The sequence below is a fragment of the Rhodococcus sp. SJ-2 genome (assembly GCF_053750035.1).
Window position 1 is genome coordinate 545,411 of record NZ_CM132340.1, and the last position, 15,618, is coordinate 561,028.

Here is a 15,618-nt window from a genome sequence, read left to right on the forward strand (position 1 = left end):
TCTGTCGGCTCGGCTCCACGGTAGTGAACCTAGCCGCTCGTTTCGTCGCCCACCTCGTCGAGGCGCAGATCCGCGCCTGAGAAGATGGACTCGTGGTGGCCGACAATTCCGCGGGAGAACCGCACCGATCCGTGTTCTACATGCCCGACAGTACCGACGTACTCGTCATCGGCGCTGGTCCAGCAGGTTCATCGGCCGCGGCCTGGGCTGCCCGATCCGGACGCGAAGTGCTTCTGGTCGACTCGGCCACGTTCCCCCGCGACAAGACCTGTGGCGACGGACTGACTCCGCGGGCGGTCGCAGAGCTCGATCGGCTCGGGCTGGGCGAATGGGTGCGCACGCGCACCGTCAACCGCGGACTGCGGCTGGAGGGTTTCGGAGGCAGCTTCGAACTTCCGTGGCCGTCGGGAGCGTTCCCGTCGTCGGGCAGTGCGGTCCCTCGCACCGAACTCGACGATCGGATCCGCCGCACCGCGGTTCAGGCAGGTGCACGGATGGCCGAGGGCGCGAAGGCGGTCGACGTGGTGCGGGACGGTGATCGGGTGACCGCTGTGGTCTTCCGCACGGCCGACGGCCCGCGCACCGTCGCCTGCCGACGCCTCATCGTCGCCGACGGTGTCCGCTCTCCGCTCGGCAAAGTACTCGGCAGGCAGTGGCATCGCGACACGGTCTACGGCGTCGCGGCCCGCGCCTACGCGACCTCCCCTCGCAGCGACGATCCATGGATCACGTCACATCTCGAACTTCGGGACGACTCGGGGGCCCTGCAGGCCGGATACGGATGGGTGTTCCCGTTGGGGACCGGTGAGGTGAACCTCGGCGTAGGAACCCTGGCGACCGCCGCACGCCCCGCGAACGGGTCGCTTCGTCCGTTGATCGAGCTGTACGCGTCGAAGCGTCGTTCCGAATGGGAACTCGGCGAAGTGAATCGCGTCGCATCGGCTCTGCTCCCGATGGGTGGTGCGGTCTCCGGTGTCGCCGGGCGCAACTGGGCCCTGGTCGGGGATGCCGCGGCCTGCGTGAACCCTCTCAACGGCGAAGGTATCGATTACGGACTCGAAGGCGGCCGGCTGATAGCCGATCTCCTCGACAGCGACGACCTCACCGAGACCTGGCCGGCATTATTGCGGGAGCACTACGGCCGGGCGTTTTCCACAGCTCGGCGACTCGCCGGCCTGCTCACACGACCGAAGTTCCTTCCCTCGACCGGGCCCGTGGGAATGCGCTCACGCGCCTTGATGACGGTGGCCGTGCGGGTGATGGGAAATCTCGTCACCGACGAGGACCACGATCTGGTCGCCCGCGTGTGGCGGACCAGCGGGCAAGTCTCGATGAGATGGGATCGGCAGCCCCTGTTCTCCTGAGAGATCGGCTCTTCTGAGAAATAGGCTCCTCTGAGACGCGCGGTGTTACCGCACGGCGTGATGCAGCACGGTGATGCCGCCCGTGAGGTTGCGCCACCGCACGTCGCTCCAGCCGGCGGCCTCGATACGCTTGGCGAGCTCTTCCTGCGCTGGCCACGCACGAATCGATTCCGCGAGGTAGACGTACGCGTCGGGATTGCTGCTCACCAGCCGGGCCACTCCTGGAAGCGCCTGCATGACCACTTCCATGTACACCGAGCGCAACGGCTCGTGCACGGGCGTGGAGAACTCGCACACGACGAGACGACCGCCCGGCTTGGTCACCCGCGCAATCTCCCGCAGTGCCGCGTCGGTGTCGGCGACGTTGCGCAGACCGAACGAGATCGTGGCGGCGTCGAACACGGCGTCGGCGAACGGGAGGCGCATCGCGTCGCCCGCGACCATGGGCACCTTCCGGAACTCACCGGCGTGGAGCATCCCCTTGGAGAAATCCGTCGCGACGACCCACGCGCCGGAGCGGCCGAGTTCGACCGTCGAGACACCTGTTCCGGCAGCGAGATCGAGCACTCGCTCCCCCGGTTCCAGATCCAGTGCCGCTCGGGTGGCACGACGCCACTGCCTGTCCAGCCCGAACGTCAGCACCGTGTTGGTCAGGTCGTAACGCGCGGCGACCCCGTCGAACATGGACGCGACCTCGCGCGGCTCCTTGTCGAGAAATGCGCGCGATCCGTGAGTTTTTGCCACGGCCGAAACGTTACCTTCTGGTGGGACGGGCCCTGCCGCGACACCACCCCGCGTACCGGTGCTGTGAGACCACGGTTACGCGGTGCGCGGGAGCATGCAGGATGTGTCCCCTTGCACTTCCCTGTAATGCTCGAGGAGCTGGTCACAGATCACGGGCCAGGTGCGGCCGAGCACACTGCGACGGGCCGCACGACCGAACTCCGACCGCAGCTGCGTATCGGCAAGCGCACTGAGCGCCCCCGGCAGGAGCTCGGCGAACCGGTCAGTGGGCAGCCGGTACCCGTTGCGACAGTGTGCGACGAGATCCCGGGGGCCACCCGCGTCGGGGACAACGGTCGGCAGACCGCTGGCCTGCGCCTCCTGTACCGCCTGGCAGAACGTCTCGTGCTCGCCCGGATGGACGAAGACATCGAGGCTGGCGTACGCCCGTGCCAGATCGTCGCCATCGAGTTGTCCGGTGAACACTGCCTCCGGCATCAGTGCTTCGAGCCGAGCGCGCTCGGGGCCGTCCCCCACCACCACGAGCCGGAACGCCCCACCTTGCGCGACGTCGACGAGTCGCTCGACGTGCTTCTCCGGTGCGAGCCTGCCGACGAACCCGAGGATCGGACGCCCGTCCGGTGACCACTGCGCGCGCAGTGTGTCGTCTCTCTTCGACGGCGCGAACCTGTCGATGTCGACGCCTCGCCCCCACCGATGAACGCGAGGAATGCCGTGAGCGACGAGCGCGTCGACCGCAGACGACGACGGGGCGAGAGTCCGGTCACATCCACTGTGGAGTCGACGCGTCCACCGCCATGAGACCCGAGCCGCGACCCCCAGTCCGTAGCTTTCCGCGAATCCTGCGACATCGGTTTGATAGATCGCGACGGTCGGCACGAGCAGCCTCTTCGCCACTGCGAGTCCGCCTGCTCCGAGGAAAAACGGCGACGCGAGGTGAATCACCTGGGGATCGAATGCGCGCAACGCGGCAACCATGTCGAGCTGAGGCACCCCGACAGGAAGCGAACTGATCTTCGGCACTCGCACCGCGGGGACCCTGTGAACGGGAACACCGAGATGCTCGGCGGGGGCGGGAGCGCGTCCCGCAATGGTGTCCGGCGCCACGATGATCGCGTCGTGACCCCCGCGATCGAGATGCTCGAGTACCCGCAGTACCGAGTTGGTCACGCCGTTGACGTTCGGGAGGAAGGATTCCGCGACGATGGCTACTCGCACCACGCCACCATGAACGACGCGCCGGTCGACGAGGTGCGCGGGAGTTGACCGGCCGACGAAGACGAAGCGAACGTTTCGTACCGGGCGGCGTCGCCGCCGTCCGCGGCGGACGTCTCCCGGCTGCCTCACTCGAGGGGGGACGGCTCCGGCTCGGTCCGGGAGAACCTTCGCAGGTACACGAGAAGCCCACCGGCGATCACCCAGGTGACGACTATCACCGACCCTGCAGGCACGATCGCGATCCGCGCATCCCGGCCGGTGACCCGGACCAGATCCGGATCACTGCGCGCATACTCGACTGCAATGCGCTGCCCGGTGGTGAGACCTGTGGGGTAGAGCACACCCAACTCGGGGTTGTGCGTCACCCCATCGGGGGTGACGAAGCTCACCGCGGATCGCAGTGACCCCGCCGACAACACCTCGGCCGAGGCGGTGCCCATGTCGGATCGGATCGTGTGATCGTTGCGCCACGCCCCGAGCACCAGGATCACCGACAGTGCGGAAATGCCGATGGCGATGGCGAGAACAACCCGCCGGGCGCGCGTCACCGCCGCCACCGTGCTGTTTGCACCCGCTGTGCGCCCGCTTCGAACGCCGGACTCTGTCGTCACAGTCGCGACCGCACCGCCGCGTGAAGATCGCGCAATCCGGCGCGGTCGGTCGTGACCTCGATGACCCGGATGCCACCGGCGGGTGGGCTGACGTCGGTGAGCGCAATCGCGAGTCCGTGAAGATCGACTCGGCTGTGCGGCACGCGATACGCCGCGCAGAGCGCCGCCAGATCCATTCCGTGAGGAGTCCCGAACACACGCTCGAAGACGCCCGCGTACTGGGGATCACCCTGCTCGAGGAGTTCGAAGATTCCACCGCCGTCGTCGTTGGCCACGACGATCGTCAGGTCGCGAGGTCGAGGTTCCGGTGTACCGACCAACAGACCCGAAGCGTCGTGCAGGAAGGTGAGGTCGCCCATCAACGCGATGGTTCGTCCTTCCTCGTAGGCGAGGGCTGCGCCCACCGCTGTCGACACCGTCCCGTCGATGCCTGCGACTCCGCGGTTGGACAGCACCTTCACGCCCGGTTTCGGATAGCTCACGAGTGCCGCGTCGCGTACCGGGTTGGAGGCCCCGAACAACAACTGGTCGCCCTCGCGCAGCGAATCGGTCACCACTGCCGCGACATGCAGACCGGTCGCGTCCGGATGGGTGTCGAGTTGGGTCCGCACCGCCTTGTCGGTGGCTGCGGACAATTGACGGCATCGTTCCAGCCACGCGTCGTCCGGCGAACCTGAGATCACTGCGCGGGTTCCCGTCGCGAGGACATTTCCGGAGACGTCGGGCCAGCGTGGGCCTGTTGTCAGCGCATAGACGGCCACGTTCGGGTCGGCGAGCAGACGCGACACCGGCCGATGCAGGGTGGGCCTACCCGTGATGATGGCCTGCTTCGGCGCGATCTGCGTGAGGGCAAGGGGGTGAAGCGGAAGCCCGTGCAACGGTGCGGTGGGCTCGGCGACAGTCGGGAGTCCTGCAAGTTCGGGCCGGAATGCTGAGCCGTGCCCCGACACCACGACGGTGTCGGCGGTGATGTCGATCTCCACCGGCACATCGAGGGTTGCGTGCACCGTCGTGGTCCAGGCCTGGCCGTCAGGCCGACCCTCGGGCACGGCACCTTGTGGTCCCGGATCCGGCACCAGCGGTTCACGCAGCGGGATGTCGAAGTGCACGGGGCCGGCGTTGCCGGACCTGGTTCCGCGAGCGGCGGCAAGAACACGGCTCACCGCCGACCGCCATTGGCTGTTCTGGGCGATCCCCTCTGCGAGTCCGAGGCTGATGGTGGCGCGGACCTGGCTGCCGAACAATCCGAGCTGCTCGACGGTCTGATTCGCACCCGACCCGAGCATCTCGTACGGCCGGTTGGCGGAGAGCACCACGAGAGGGATGCGCGCGTAGTTCGCCTCGAGGACCGCGGGCCCCAGGTTCGCCACGGCGGTGCCGGAAGTCATGACGACGGGCACGGGCCGTCCGGAAGCGAGCGACAGACCGAGTGCAAGAAAACCCGCGGTCCGCTCGTCGATGCGCATGTGCAATCGCAGGCGGCCCGCATTGTCGGCGGCCTGGAGAGCGAACGCGAGCGGTGCGTTGCGTGAACCGGGGCACAACACGACATCCCGGACACCGCCCCGAGCAAGTTCATCGACGACAGCGGTGGCCTGGGCGGTGGACGGGTTCACGACGACCAGGGTAGTGCGGGCCCGGCGAGCACCCGGTCGCAACCCGAGCCGGGCCCCGCAGGGGCATCCCGAGTCACCGGGCCGACAATGGTGTGATGCGCACCGTCTTCGAGCCTTCCGATCTCAGCGCCGGACGGTTCTATCGCCTGCTCACCGCCACAATCGTGCCTCGCCCGATCGCATGGGTGTCGACGGCGTCCGCGGACGGCGTCGCGAACGTGGCCCCGTACAGCTTCTTCACTGTGACGAGTACCTCCCCTCCCGTCGTTCAGTTCACGTCGGTGGGAAGGAAGGACAGTTTGCGCAACATCGAGGAGACCGGTGAATTCGTCATCAACGTCGCGTCGGTGCCGCTGATGGACCAGGTGAACGCGTCGTCGGCACCGTTTGCGCATGACGTCGACGAATTCGCCGCGGTCGGTCTCGACGCCGAGCCGAGCGAACGGGTACGCCCGCCACGGGTCGCGCAGTCGCCCGCCTCGATCGAGTGCACGCTGCATCGGGTGATCGAGGTCGGCGACTCATTCGTCGTCATGGGCGACGTTGTCGCGATGACCGTGCGCCAGGACGTCCTCGCCGAGGACGATGCGCCGGACTTCGCGCTGCTCGCCCCTGCGAGCCGGCTCGGACGGATCGAGTGGGGGCTCACGCCGGCCGTTCGGAGCATCGATCGACCGAGGAGTTGACTCGCCGAGCCCTCCGGAATTTCCCGGGTGCTGACCTACTGACGGCACACTCGCGATATGGATGAACAGCTGAGGCTCGGCGCCAGCGCGGTATTCCTCGGCTTCGTAGCGGGCACAGTCATGCTCGTGCCTTTCGTTGCAGCGAGTTACCGTCGGCACGGCTCCTTCCCGATCGGCCGTGCCCTCACCTGGGCCGCCGCCCTGACCTACGGCTGGGGAATCTGGACCTACACTCTGCTGCCGCTGCCCGATCCCGCGACGCTTCAGTGCGCGGACGTCAACACAGATCTGTTCGCGTTCACCCGTGATATCGACAATGCGTGGTCGGACGCGGCAGGGGTCCTGTCGCACTACTGGCAGACACCGCGTTCATGCAGCTGGCTCTCAACGTCCTGTTGTTCGTCCCCCTCGGCTTCTTCTTGCGCACGCTCGGCGGACGAGGGATGGTCACCGCGGGTGCTGTAGGGCTCGGGCTGTCGGCGTTCATCGAATTCACTCAACTGACCGGCGTGTGGGGCCTTTATCCGTGCGCCTACCGTGTCTTCGACGTCGATGACCTGCTCACCAACACCGTCGGCGCGATCGCGGGCTCGATGGTGGCACTGCTGGTACCTCGCAGGCTTCGCGGTGCGGCCGAAAACGATGCACCAGGACTACCGCGGCCGGTGACGAAACCGCGGCGTCTGCTCGCAATGGTGTGCGACCTGGTCGGTTACTTGGTGGTGACTGCTGTCATGGGGACCGCAGTCCAGGCCTACATCCTCTACGTGGCCCAAGACCGCGCGACGGTCGTCGAGGGGCGGGTCGCCGAGGTGCTTTCGACCGCGGTGGCGATCACCATGTGGTTTGTCATGACGATGCTCACCGGTCGGACACTCGGCGATCAGGCGGTACGGCTCCGCTACACGGGTGGTTCGCTTCCGACTGCGCTGACACGCCTCGCTCGTTTCGCAGGCGGAATCGGCGGATACGGGATACTCGCGATACTCCCCGGTTCCTACAGTGGCCTCGCTCCGGTCTTCGCGTTCGTGGCTCTGGTGACCGCGCTGAGCACACGGAACGGACGTGGTCTTCCGGGTGTCCTTGCGCGCCAGGGCTTGTCCGACAGCCGAACCCGAAGCCCCGATGTGCGCGTGGCCGACAGATGACGATCGTCAGGTTGCACTGGCATCGTCAGGTTGCACTGACACAGCCGGACGAAGCCCGGAAGACGACGGTGCCGCCGCGGCCGAAGCCGCAGCGGCACCGTCGACGAAAGTCCAGGCCTACGCAGCGTGCTTCTGGATGAGGTCACCCAGACGCGGCAGAGCCTCGACGACGTGCTTCTGCGCCGAACCGCGGAGCGAATCGTAGACCTTCTTGACGGCGGCCTTGTCGCTACCCGCGATCTTGTCGTCGGTCACGCCCAGCAGCGCGTTTGCGACCTCGTCACCGCGTGCGGTGAGGTAGTCGGCAAACGAGCCGTTGCCTGCGAAGTCCGCCCAGAACGGCTGGAGCCGCTCGACGAAGTCGGGCAGGAGACCTTCGACGGCACCCGGAACGATCGACGGGCCGACCTTCTTCACCGCGGCGTATCCGCCCTTGAGTGCGAGGCCCGACGCGCCCTTCTTGTCCGACACCTCAGCGTCGATGAGTGCGAGGACGTCGCTCTGGACCGCCGGGAGTTTATCGGCGCCGAGCAGGGCATCACCGAGAGCTGCAACCACTTCCATGCCTCCGTTTTGTGAAGAATGTGACTGTTGGGACGCCCGAACGATATACGACGACGCACACCGCGCCTATTCCGCAGTCACTCGAGCAGGGCGTGGCATCTGCGCACTCGATCGAGCCACCATCGCTCCCGCTCCGCATCGACGCGCACGGCGTCGAGTCCGGACCGGCTCGGCGCAACCCTACCGACCGGCAGTGTGCCGTTCGACATGGCTCGGGGGGTCGCCACGTCCGCCGTGAAGAAGCCGCCGGTACCGAGGCCGCACGCGAACGGGAGGTCCGGCAGTGCCGCGGCCGCCGCAAGTCCGGCTCCCATTCCTACGGCCGAGTCGAGGGCGCTCGACACGACGATCGGCACTCCGCAGTCTGCGAGCTCATCGGCCAGTGCCAGTACCCGGCGGATGCCGCCGAGCGGAGCAACTTTGACGATCGCGACGTCCGCACCACCTGCCCGAACCACACGCATCGGGTCGTCGGCCCGCCGAATGCTCTCGTCGGCCGCGATCCGGATCCCACCCGGAATGCTGCGCTCCAACCTGAGACGGAGTTCGACGAGTTCAGGCACCGTAGCGCAGGGTTGTTCTGCGTACTCGAGAGGAACCTGGGCAACCAGCTCGGTCAAGGCCGTCACTGCGTCGTCGACACTCCACCCGCCGTTCGCGTCGACCCGCACGTGGGGAACCAATTCGCGCACAGCACGGACCCGGGCGAGATCCTGTTCGAGATCCTGACCGCGTTCGGCAACCTTCACCTTCGCCGTACGCGCACCGGGAAACCTCGCCAATATGCCGGGGACCTGCTCGGGATCGACGGCAGGCACCGTGGCATTGACGGGAACGTGTGCTCGCAGGGGTGCGGGGTCGTCGAGCCATGCCGATTCGAGCGCGGAACGCAGCCATTCGGCGGACTCGACGTCGTCGTACTCAGGGAACGGGCCGAATTCTCCCCACCCCGCCGGGCCCTCGAGGAGGACGACCTCCCGCGCGGTGATACCCCGGAACCGCACCCTCATCGGGAGCGACACGACGACCGCGGCTGCCAGCACCTCATTCAGTGGTGGGATCGCCGCGGTCCCGGACGGCGTCACGGCTGTCCCGGGAGCAATTCGATCATCAGCGCCTCGGAGTCGGCGAGCACAGTGCCGTCCAGGGTGCGCAGCTCGGCGCTGCAGAACGCCTTTCGTCCGTCGACGCTGTCCACGCGACCCTCGACGACGAGTTCGTCCCACAACGGCGTGATCTTGCGGTAGTTGACATGGAGATAACCGGTGCGGGCGATGGGCCGTCCGGATGCGTGGATCACCATCCCGAACAGGTCATCGAAGAGCAACGGAATGGTGCCACCGTGCACAGCGCCGTTACCCCCGAGATGGTAGCGGCGGAAGTGGCCTCGTTCGCGCACACCGCCGGCATCGAACTGCTCGATCGTCCACGGCGGGAGCAGCAGACTGCCCCGTCCGGGGAGATCGACGTTGAAACCGGCCGGGGACTTTCCTTCCCGGACCTCGTAGGACTCGAGCAGGTCCCCGAGAGCCTCCGCTTGCGCGATGGCCTGGTCCACGACGTCATCAGGTGCGTGTGTGGAAACCGCGAGGTCCTGCAACCGGCGGAACGCATCGACGAAGCGACCGAAGTTCGGTCCCGCTTTCACCGGTTCGTAGACGGGGAAGCCACCGTGATGCTCGTATGCGTCGTCGCCGCCTCGATTGTTCTGCTCGCTCATGATCCTGCACGTTATCCGCCCGACGCGCGCACATCGGCACTACCCGGCCTTAAAGTGACGACGTGACCTTCAATCCTGAACTGTGGCGCCCCGTTGCGGGGTTCGAGAACCTCACCGACATCACCTATCACCGTCATGTCACGCAGGGCACCGTCCGTGTCGCGTTCGATCGACCCGAGGTGCGCAATGCATTCCGCCCGCACACCGTCGACGAGCTGTATACCGTGCTCGACCACGCACGGACGACCTCCGATGTGGGGGTGGTGTTCCTCACCGGCAACGGCCCGAGCAGCAAGGACGGCGGCTGGGCGTTCTGCTCGGGCGGCGACCAACGCATTCGCGGACGCAGCGGCTACCAGTACGCCAGCGGCGAGACCGCTGAGACAGTCGACAAGGCCCGTGCGGGTCGCCTGCACATCCTCGAGGTGCAACGCCTGATCCGGTTCATGCCGAAAGTCGTGATCGCCCTCGTCAACGGCTGGGCCGCGGGGGGCGGGCACAGCCTGCACGTGACATGCGACCTGACTCTCGCTTCGCGGGAGCATGCCCGGTTCAAACAGACCGACGCCGACGTGGGCAGCTTCGACGGTGGCTACGGCAGCGCGTACCTCGCGAAGATGGTCGGACAGAAGTTCGCCCGGGAGATCTTCTTCCTCGGCGACACCTACACCGCCGAGGACATGCACCACATGGGCGCGGTGAACCGTGTCGTCGCCCACGACGAACTCGAAGATGTCGCGCTCGAGTGGGCCGACAAGATCAACGGCAAGTCGCCGCAGGCACAGCGGATGCTCAAGTACGCATTCAATCTGCAGGACGACGGGCTGGTCGGTCAGCAACTGTTCGCTGGTGAAGCCACCCGCCTTGCGTACATGACCGACGAGGCAGTCGAGGGCCGCGACGCATTCCTCGAAAAGCGTGAGCCCGACTGGTCCCCCTACCCGCGGTACTACTGACCTGCCAAGGTACTACTGACCTGCCGATCGGGCCGAGGATCACTCGGCCCGGCCGCGGCGATTCAGGGCCGCGACATGCGGCGGTGCGGGCAGGTCAGGCGCAGTCGAGACAGTAGGGATCCTCTGTCGGCGACGACGCCCTCCGGTTGTGATGATGGACGAGGAAGCATCGATAGCAGGTGAACTCGTCCTCCTGGATCGGCACGACATTCACGCTGAGTTCCTCGCCCGACAGATCCGCTCCGGGCAGATCCGGCGATTCGATGACCTCGGCTTCGTCAGCGTCGGCGAGTCCCGTCGGCTTCAGGTCGAGTTCGTCGATCGCAGTACCGGTGCCTGCAAGCTCGTTGGTGCGTCGGACGTCGTAGTCGGTGCTCATCGTGGTCTCCTGGTCCGTGCGGGGCATTATGTCCCGCCCCGAGGCCGGGGCGTCGGTGCGTCGGGGCACCTCGGCGGTAGTTATGTCCAGGAGTTTCCGGCTTCAAACATCTGATGTCGGGCATGACCCGTTTCGACGTGATACTGCGACTCCGGCTACGCCGCTTCCGGCAAGGTCACGTCGAGTGGATGTGGAAGGCCTCGTTCGAACTGCTCACCCGCGGCAGTTCCGACCGGGCGAAGACGAACCTGCAGAGCATCGGGTCGGGCACACTCGAAACATGACCGATCGCGAGCGTCCCCATCCCTCGCACACGCGGCCGGACGGCGTCACCGATGCGACGGTCGCGGCCGTCGGGAAGCTGTCCGAGGCACTCGAAACCGTCGAGCGGGCACGCGGACACCTGTACGGATTCCATCAGCTGATGGGCCACGCCGATTTTCAGGTCGAGCAGGCCGCAGAGATGCTCCGCGCCGCGGGCAGCTCCGAGCTTGCCGACCGGATCGAGCGCGAACTCGTGGGCCGTAACGTTGCCGAAGGGCGCTGGACGTTCCAACTCGTCGAGGAGTTCGACGACGGCTACTGGACCGAGCTACGCACCCTCGACGCGGAGGTACGCGACACGTTGGTCGCAGGACGCAGACATCTGTTCGAGGCCGAGTCGAAAGAGGCGCGTCGTACCCACGGATTGCGGGGGCACGAGGCTCGTCCTGTGCCCGAAGGATAGGCGCGGCGGCGAAGGTGCAGACATGGAAATACTGAGCAGCCGGACGATCCTGCGTCCACGCGACTACGACGCCACCCTGGAGTTCTACGGCGGGACCCTCGGCCTCGCCATTGCCCGGGAGTATCCGGGCGGCACCGTGTTCTTCGCGGGCCAGGGCTTGATCGAGATCGCCGCGCATGGCGAACGCGACGGCACTCAACGCTTCCACGGAGCGCTGTGGCTTCAGGTCCGAGACGTGTATGCCGCACAAACGGAGCTCACGCTCGCGGGAGTTGTGATCACCCGAGCCGCGCAACAGGAACCGTGGGGGCTGCACGAGATGTGGATCGACGATCCGGACGGGATCCGTGTGGTTCTGGTGCAGATTCCGCCGGACCACCCGATTCGCAAGGATCTCCGCTGAACCCGTCGGCGTGACGTTGCACACGGTGGGGAACCGCCGACCTCCCGCTCGAGTGCGAATCGCCCTCTGAGCACCCGTGGGAAACCTCCCATTAGCTGTACATTCACCGCCTATTTACCCCACAATCGGAAGACGTGACCGCAGAGTTCGTTGTCCTACTGGTAGTGGTCGTCACTGCCCTCGCATTCGATTTCACGAACGGCTTCCACGACACGGGCAACGCGATGGCCACCTCCATCGCCACCGGGGCGCTGAGGCCGAAAGTAGCTGTCGGCCTGTCGGCCGTGCTCAACCTCGTCGGGGCATTCCTGTCGGTCGAGGTCGCCGCGACTGTCGCCAAAGGCGTGGTCAATCTCGACAACACCGGTGGCTCGGCACTGTTGCTCATCGTGTTCGCCGGACTCGTCGGCGGCATTCTCTGGAACCTTGCGACCTGGCTGTTCGGCCTCCCATCGAGTTCCTCCCACGCTTTGTTCGGCGGTCTGATCGGCGCCGCCATCGCCGCTCTCGGTATGAGTGGCGTGGTGTGGGACGGTGTTCTGGGCAAGGTGATCATCCCGGCTCTGCTCGCACCCGTCGTCGCTGCACTGGTCGCAACAGTGGGCACCTGGTCGGTTCATCGCCTGACCCACGACATTCCCGAAGAGTCCCGCGGTAAGGGCTTCAAGATCGGCCAGATCGGCACCGCCTCGCTCGTCTCACTCGCGCACGGCACCAACGACGCACAGAAGACGATGGGCGTGATTTTCCTGGCGCTTGTGGCATACGGGACGATCACGCCCGAAACCGAGATGCCGTTCTGGGTCAAGTTCACGTGCGCTGTCGCGATTGCGCTCGGCACCTATCTCGGGGGCTGGCGGATCATTCGCACCCTCGGCAAGGGTCTGGTCGAGATCACGCCACCGCAGGGAATGGCGGCGGAGTCCTCCTCGGCTGCAATCATCCTCACGTCGAGCCATTTCGGGCTCCCGTTGTCGACGACTCACGTGGCCACCGGCTCGATCCTCGGAACAGGCCTCGGCACGAAAGGCGCCGAGGTTCGCTGGGGCATCGCCGGCCGAATGGCCGTGGCGTGGCTGATCACCTTGCCGTGCGCGGGTGTGGTCGGTGCCGTATGCTGGCTGATCGCTCACCTGATCGGCGGCCTCCCCGGTGTCCTCGTGGTATTCGCGATCCTGTGTGCGCTCGCTGGCCTGATGTATCTGCGGTCGCGCTTGCAGCCGATCGATGCGTCCAACGTCAACGCGTCATGGGAAGGTGACGGGGGCACCGAACTCGATCCCGTCGCCCAGGAGGGACGTCCGTGAATCTGCTGGTCTCCACGCTCGATTCTCTGTGGCAGGTCGTGTTGGTCGGTCTCGTACTCGGGGCCGGTCTGCCCACCGTCTTCGCACTCGGAATGCGGTCGGCGGCGCTCGGGGACGACGGCACCGGAACGGTCGACCCCGGCCGGCGGGCATTGGGCCGCATCGGAGCGGTCGTCTGTTTCGTGATTGTCGTCGTCGCGATCATTGCGGGGATACTCCTGTTGACTGCTGACTTCCTGTCCAGCAGCGTCGGTATCCAACTGTTCTGATCACCACCGAAGAGAAGGATCAACGATAATCTTGCCTCGGTATTCTCTTCGCTCGGTGTTGGACTGGCTACGGGCCGGTTATCCCGAAGGAATCCCTCCCAAGGACCACTTCGCCCTGCTGTCCGTCCTCCGACGCAGGCTGACGGACGAAGACATCGCCGAGATCCTCGAGCTGTCGGTCGCAACGGCACACGAGCACCCGCAGCGGAAAGTGGACTACGACACGCTCCGGAAGATCATCGCGGGGGTGCTGAACGAGCAGCCGACCGACGAGGACATCGAACGGGTCACCGAACAGCTGGTCGCGGGAGGTTGGCCCGTTGTCGGGACCGACGAACAGGCCGGCGACATCGAACAGGCCGTTACCGACGACACCCGAAACGGTCACCCTGCCACCGGTGACGATCAGCCCACCGGATCGTACTGAGGAGCGTCCGCGATGCTTCCTCCGTTCCTCGCTTCGATCATCGAGTGGTTGCGCGCCGGTTATCCGGAGGGTGTACCCGAACAGGACTACGTGCCGCTGTTCGCACTCCTGAAGCGGCGGCTGTCCGACGACGAGGTCGATCAGGTCGCTGATGCTCTTGTCGACGAAGGCGATCTGCCGATCAGCAAAACCGACATTGCCGTACTCATCACCAAGATCACCAACGAGATGCCGCTCGGGCACGACATCGACCGGGTCCGGGTGCACCTCGAAGCCGGGGGTTGGCCACTGACCGGGCACGACTTGTGAGGACAGATCTCACCGTCCTCGAGGTTCCGGTCGGAGGCAGGGCCCACGACGTCGTGCCGGCGCTGCAGCACATGCTCGACGGCCAGGGCCCTCCCCTGCTGCCGGTTCCCGCCGGCGATCACCGGGAGATCCGCCGCCTCACCGATGCACTGCATCCCGGTGAACCGATCGACGACACGGTAGGTCTGGTTGTCGCGACCTCGGGTACGACCGGAACTCCCAAGGGCGCTCAGCTCACCGCGGCAGCTCTGCGCGCCAGCGGAAACGCCACACACGAACGAATCGGCGGCACCGGCTCGTGGCTGCTCGCGCTGCCTGGGCATCACATCGCCGGGATGCAGGTACTACTGCGAAGCATTCTGTCGGGCACCGAGCCGGTGATCATGGATGTGTCGCACGGCTTCGACCCCACCGTTCTACCTTCCGCGGTCGCGGCGATGCGCGGGCCGCGACGCTACACGTCGATGGTGCCGACCCAGCTCATCAAGGCCCTCGACCATCCCGACGCGGCCGCAGCGCTCGCAGAACTCGACGCAATCCTGCTCGGCGGTGCAGCCACCCCCGAACCTGTGCTGCGTCATGCCCGCGCGGTCGGCGTGAATGTGGTGCGCACCTACGGGATGAGTGAGACGTGCGGCGGTTGCGTTTACGACGGTATACCGCTGACCGGCGTCGATGTCCGTGTCGACGCGGAGAGCCGGGTGTGGCTCGGCGGTACGGTGCTCGCGTCCGGGTACCGCGGCCTGCCTGACCACGGCGCGTTCGCCCAATCGGGTTGGTTCCGCACCGACGACGCCGGGCTGTTCGACGACGGGGCCCTCCGCATTCTCGGCCGGCTCGACGAGGCCATCTCGTCCGGTGGGCTCACCGTGGTGCCGCAGGTCGTCGAAGCCGTTCTCATCGAGCACCCCGCAGTGCGGGAGGTTGCGGTGATCGGACTGCCCGACGACCGGCTCGGGCACAGGGTGGCAGCGGTGGTCGTTCCCGAGCACGGCAGCGCCCCCACACTCGGTGAACTACGGGAGTGGACGTGCGCAACCCTGGACGCGACCGCCGCTCCGCGCGAGTTGCATCTCGTGGACGTGTTGCCGCTGCGTGGGCCGGGAAAGATCGATCGTCGCGCCCTGGTCGCCAGGTTCTCTTGAGCGACAGGCCGGGTCCCACCCCGGA

The 15,618-nt window shown here is 66.4% G+C and carries 21 protein-coding genes; 13 read left to right on the plus strand and 8 right to left on the minus strand.

Features of this window, described 5'->3' with window-relative positions:
* The first annotated feature begins 140 nt into the window (after positions 1 to 140).
* On the plus strand, positions 141 to 1,364 hold the full coding sequence (locus tag ACSYG9_RS02455; protein WP_454842845.1) for a geranylgeranyl reductase family protein: 1,224 nt from the start codon (positions 141 to 143) through the stop codon (positions 1,362 to 1,364).
* A 45-nt stretch (positions 1,365 to 1,409) separates the two neighbouring features.
* Here the strand turns inward: ACSYG9_RS02455 and ACSYG9_RS02460 are convergent, their stop codons facing one another.
* From ACSYG9_RS02460 to menD, 4 genes are all read right to left on the minus strand, one after another.
* On the minus strand, positions 1,410 to 2,108 hold the full coding sequence (locus ACSYG9_RS02460) for a demethylmenaquinone methyltransferase (protein WP_440125646.1): 699 nt from the start codon (positions 2,106 to 2,108) through the stop codon (positions 1,410 to 1,412).
* A gap of 75 nt (positions 2,109 to 2,183) precedes the next feature.
* Entirely contained in the window at positions 2,184 to 3,326 is a 1,143-nt protein-coding gene (locus tag ACSYG9_RS02465; protein ID WP_440125647.1) for a glycosyltransferase, read from the minus strand.
* Between the two features lie 125 nt (positions 3,327 to 3,451).
* Positions 3,452 to 3,883, minus strand: a complete 432-nt coding sequence (locus tag ACSYG9_RS02470) for a DUF3592 domain-containing protein (RefSeq protein ID WP_440125648.1) — start codon at positions 3,881 to 3,883, stop codon at positions 3,452 to 3,454.
* A 50-nt stretch (positions 3,884 to 3,933) separates the two neighbouring features.
* Positions 3,934 to 5,553: a 2-succinyl-5-enolpyruvyl-6-hydroxy-3-cyclohexene-1-carboxylic-acid synthase gene (gene menD, locus ACSYG9_RS02475; protein ID WP_440125649.1), complete on the minus strand. Its 1,620-nt coding sequence runs from the start codon at positions 5,551 to 5,553 to the stop codon at positions 3,934 to 3,936.
* 95 nt (positions 5,554 to 5,648) lie between these two features.
* Here menD and ACSYG9_RS02480 point away from each other — a divergent pair, with 95 nt between their 5' ends.
* From ACSYG9_RS02480 to ACSYG9_RS02490, 3 genes are read left to right on the plus strand one after another with little or no spacing between them, the layout of a single operon-like run.
* Complete coding sequence (locus ACSYG9_RS02480) at positions 5,649 to 6,239, plus strand: flavin reductase family protein (RefSeq protein ID WP_454841036.1); 591 nt, start codon at positions 5,649 to 5,651, stop codon at positions 6,237 to 6,239.
* A gap of 57 nt (positions 6,240 to 6,296) precedes the next feature.
* A complete protein-coding gene (locus ACSYG9_RS02485; protein WP_454841037.1) occupies positions 6,297 to 6,704 on the plus strand; it encodes a hypothetical protein in 408 nt (135 codons plus the stop codon).
* Positions 6,611 to 7,387 carry a VanZ family protein gene (locus tag ACSYG9_RS02490; protein WP_454841039.1) on the plus strand — a complete coding sequence of 259 codons (777 nt, stop codon included), beginning with the start codon at positions 6,611 to 6,613 and terminating at the stop codon, positions 7,385 to 7,387. Before ACSYG9_RS02485 ends, ACSYG9_RS02490 begins: the two co-directional genes overlap by 94 nt.
* Positions 7,388 to 7,504: 117 nt before the next feature.
* Here the strand turns inward: ACSYG9_RS02490 and ACSYG9_RS02495 are convergent, their stop codons facing one another.
* The 3 genes from ACSYG9_RS02495 to ACSYG9_RS02505 form a co-directional block, all read right to left on the minus strand.
* Entirely contained in the window at positions 7,505 to 7,945 is a 441-nt protein-coding gene (locus ACSYG9_RS02495) for a DUF6918 family protein (RefSeq protein WP_169690127.1), read from the minus strand.
* Positions 7,946 to 8,028: 83 nt separating this feature from the next.
* On the minus strand, positions 8,029 to 8,961 hold the full coding sequence (locus ACSYG9_RS02500) for an o-succinylbenzoate synthase (RefSeq protein WP_454842848.1): 933 nt from the start codon (positions 8,959 to 8,961) through the stop codon (positions 8,029 to 8,031).
* Positions 8,962 to 9,032: 71 nt separating this feature from the next.
* Positions 9,033 to 9,671, minus strand: a complete 639-nt coding sequence (locus tag ACSYG9_RS02505) for a hotdog domain-containing protein (RefSeq protein ID WP_440125653.1) — start codon at positions 9,669 to 9,671, stop codon at positions 9,033 to 9,035.
* Positions 9,672 to 9,733: 62 nt separating this feature from the next.
* Between ACSYG9_RS02505 and ACSYG9_RS02510 the strand changes: the two genes are divergently transcribed.
* Complete coding sequence (locus tag ACSYG9_RS02510; protein WP_440125654.1) at positions 9,734 to 10,627, plus strand: 1,4-dihydroxy-2-naphthoyl-CoA synthase; 894 nt, start codon at positions 9,734 to 9,736, stop codon at positions 10,625 to 10,627.
* Between the two features lie 94 nt (positions 10,628 to 10,721).
* Here ACSYG9_RS02510 and ACSYG9_RS02515 read toward each other — a convergent pair whose 3' ends face one another.
* A complete protein-coding gene (locus ACSYG9_RS02515; protein ID WP_440125655.1) occupies positions 10,722 to 11,006 on the minus strand; it encodes a DUF4193 family protein in 285 nt (94 codons plus the stop codon).
* 122 nt (positions 11,007 to 11,128) lie between these two features.
* Between ACSYG9_RS02515 and ACSYG9_RS02520 the strand changes: the two genes are divergently transcribed.
* From ACSYG9_RS02520 to menE, 8 genes are all read left to right on the plus strand, one after another.
* Positions 11,129 to 11,290, plus strand: coding sequence for a hypothetical protein (locus tag ACSYG9_RS02520; RefSeq protein ID WP_440125656.1), 162 nt, complete (start codon positions 11,129 to 11,131; stop codon positions 11,288 to 11,290).
* Positions 11,287 to 11,733, plus strand: a complete 447-nt coding sequence (locus ACSYG9_RS02525; protein WP_440125657.1) for a hypothetical protein — start codon at positions 11,287 to 11,289, stop codon at positions 11,731 to 11,733. The genes ACSYG9_RS02520 and ACSYG9_RS02525 overlap by 4 nt, the downstream gene beginning before the upstream one ends.
* A 22-nt stretch (positions 11,734 to 11,755) precedes the next feature.
* Complete coding sequence (locus ACSYG9_RS02530) at positions 11,756 to 12,136, plus strand: VOC family protein (protein ID WP_454841040.1); 381 nt, start codon at positions 11,756 to 11,758, stop codon at positions 12,134 to 12,136.
* A 134-nt stretch (positions 12,137 to 12,270) separates the two neighbouring features.
* Positions 12,271 to 13,443: an inorganic phosphate transporter gene (locus tag ACSYG9_RS02535; protein WP_440125659.1), complete on the plus strand. Its 1,173-nt coding sequence runs from the start codon at positions 12,271 to 12,273 to the stop codon at positions 13,441 to 13,443.
* On the plus strand, positions 13,440 to 13,712 hold the full coding sequence (locus tag ACSYG9_RS02540; RefSeq protein ID WP_454841042.1) for a hypothetical protein: 273 nt from the start codon (positions 13,440 to 13,442) through the stop codon (positions 13,710 to 13,712). The genes ACSYG9_RS02535 and ACSYG9_RS02540 overlap by 4 nt, the downstream gene beginning before the upstream one ends.
* Positions 13,713 to 13,743: 31 nt before the next feature.
* A complete protein-coding gene (locus ACSYG9_RS02545) occupies positions 13,744 to 14,139 on the plus strand; it encodes a DUF3349 domain-containing protein (RefSeq protein ID WP_454841043.1) in 396 nt (131 codons plus the stop codon).
* A 12-nt stretch (positions 14,140 to 14,151) separates the two neighbouring features.
* On the plus strand, positions 14,152 to 14,448 hold the full coding sequence (locus ACSYG9_RS02550) for a DUF3349 domain-containing protein (protein WP_054718026.1): 297 nt from the start codon (positions 14,152 to 14,154) through the stop codon (positions 14,446 to 14,448).
* Positions 14,421 to 15,593: an o-succinylbenzoate--CoA ligase gene (gene menE / locus ACSYG9_RS02555; protein WP_454841045.1), complete on the plus strand. Its 1,173-nt coding sequence runs from the start codon at positions 14,421 to 14,423 to the stop codon at positions 15,591 to 15,593. Before ACSYG9_RS02550 ends, menE begins: the two co-directional genes overlap by 28 nt.
* Positions 15,594 to 15,618 lie beyond the last annotated feature (25 nt).

What these genes read in the sequence shown, in the direction of transcription:
- ACSYG9_RS02455 (WP_454842845.1), top strand. Translation starts at nt 141, where the DNA reads ATGCCCGACAGTACCGACGTACTCGTCATCGGCGCTGGTCCAGCAGGT.
- ACSYG9_RS02480 (WP_454841036.1), top strand. Translation starts at nt 5,649, where the DNA reads ATGCGCACCGTCTTCGAGCCTTCCGATCTCAGCGCCGGACGGTTCTAT.
- ACSYG9_RS02485 (WP_454841037.1), top strand. Translation starts at nt 6,297, where the DNA reads ATGGATGAACAGCTGAGGCTCGGCGCCAGCGCGGTATTCCTCGGCTTC.
- ACSYG9_RS02490 (WP_454841039.1), top strand. Translation starts at nt 6,611, where the DNA reads ATGCAGCTGGCTCTCAACGTCCTGTTGTTCGTCCCCCTCGGCTTCTTC.
- ACSYG9_RS02500 (WP_454842848.1), bottom strand. Translation starts at nt 8,961, where the DNA reads ATGAGGGTGCGGTTCCGGGGTATCACCGCGCGGGAGGTCGTCCTCCTC.
- ACSYG9_RS02505 (WP_440125653.1), bottom strand. Translation starts at nt 9,671, where the DNA reads ATGAGCGAGCAGAACAATCGAGGCGGCGACGACGCATACGAGCATCAC.
- ACSYG9_RS02515 (WP_440125655.1), bottom strand. Translation starts at nt 11,006, where the DNA reads ATGAGCACCGACTACGACGTCCGACGCACCAACGAGCTTGCAGGCACC.
- ACSYG9_RS02520 (WP_440125656.1), top strand. Translation starts at nt 11,129, where the DNA reads ATGACCCGTTTCGACGTGATACTGCGACTCCGGCTACGCCGCTTCCGG.
- ACSYG9_RS02525 (WP_440125657.1), top strand. Translation starts at nt 11,287, where the DNA reads ATGACCGATCGCGAGCGTCCCCATCCCTCGCACACGCGGCCGGACGGC.
- ACSYG9_RS02530 (WP_454841040.1), top strand. Translation starts at nt 11,756, where the DNA reads ATGGAAATACTGAGCAGCCGGACGATCCTGCGTCCACGCGACTACGAC.
- ACSYG9_RS02550 (WP_054718026.1), top strand. Translation starts at nt 14,152, where the DNA reads ATGCTTCCTCCGTTCCTCGCTTCGATCATCGAGTGGTTGCGCGCCGGT.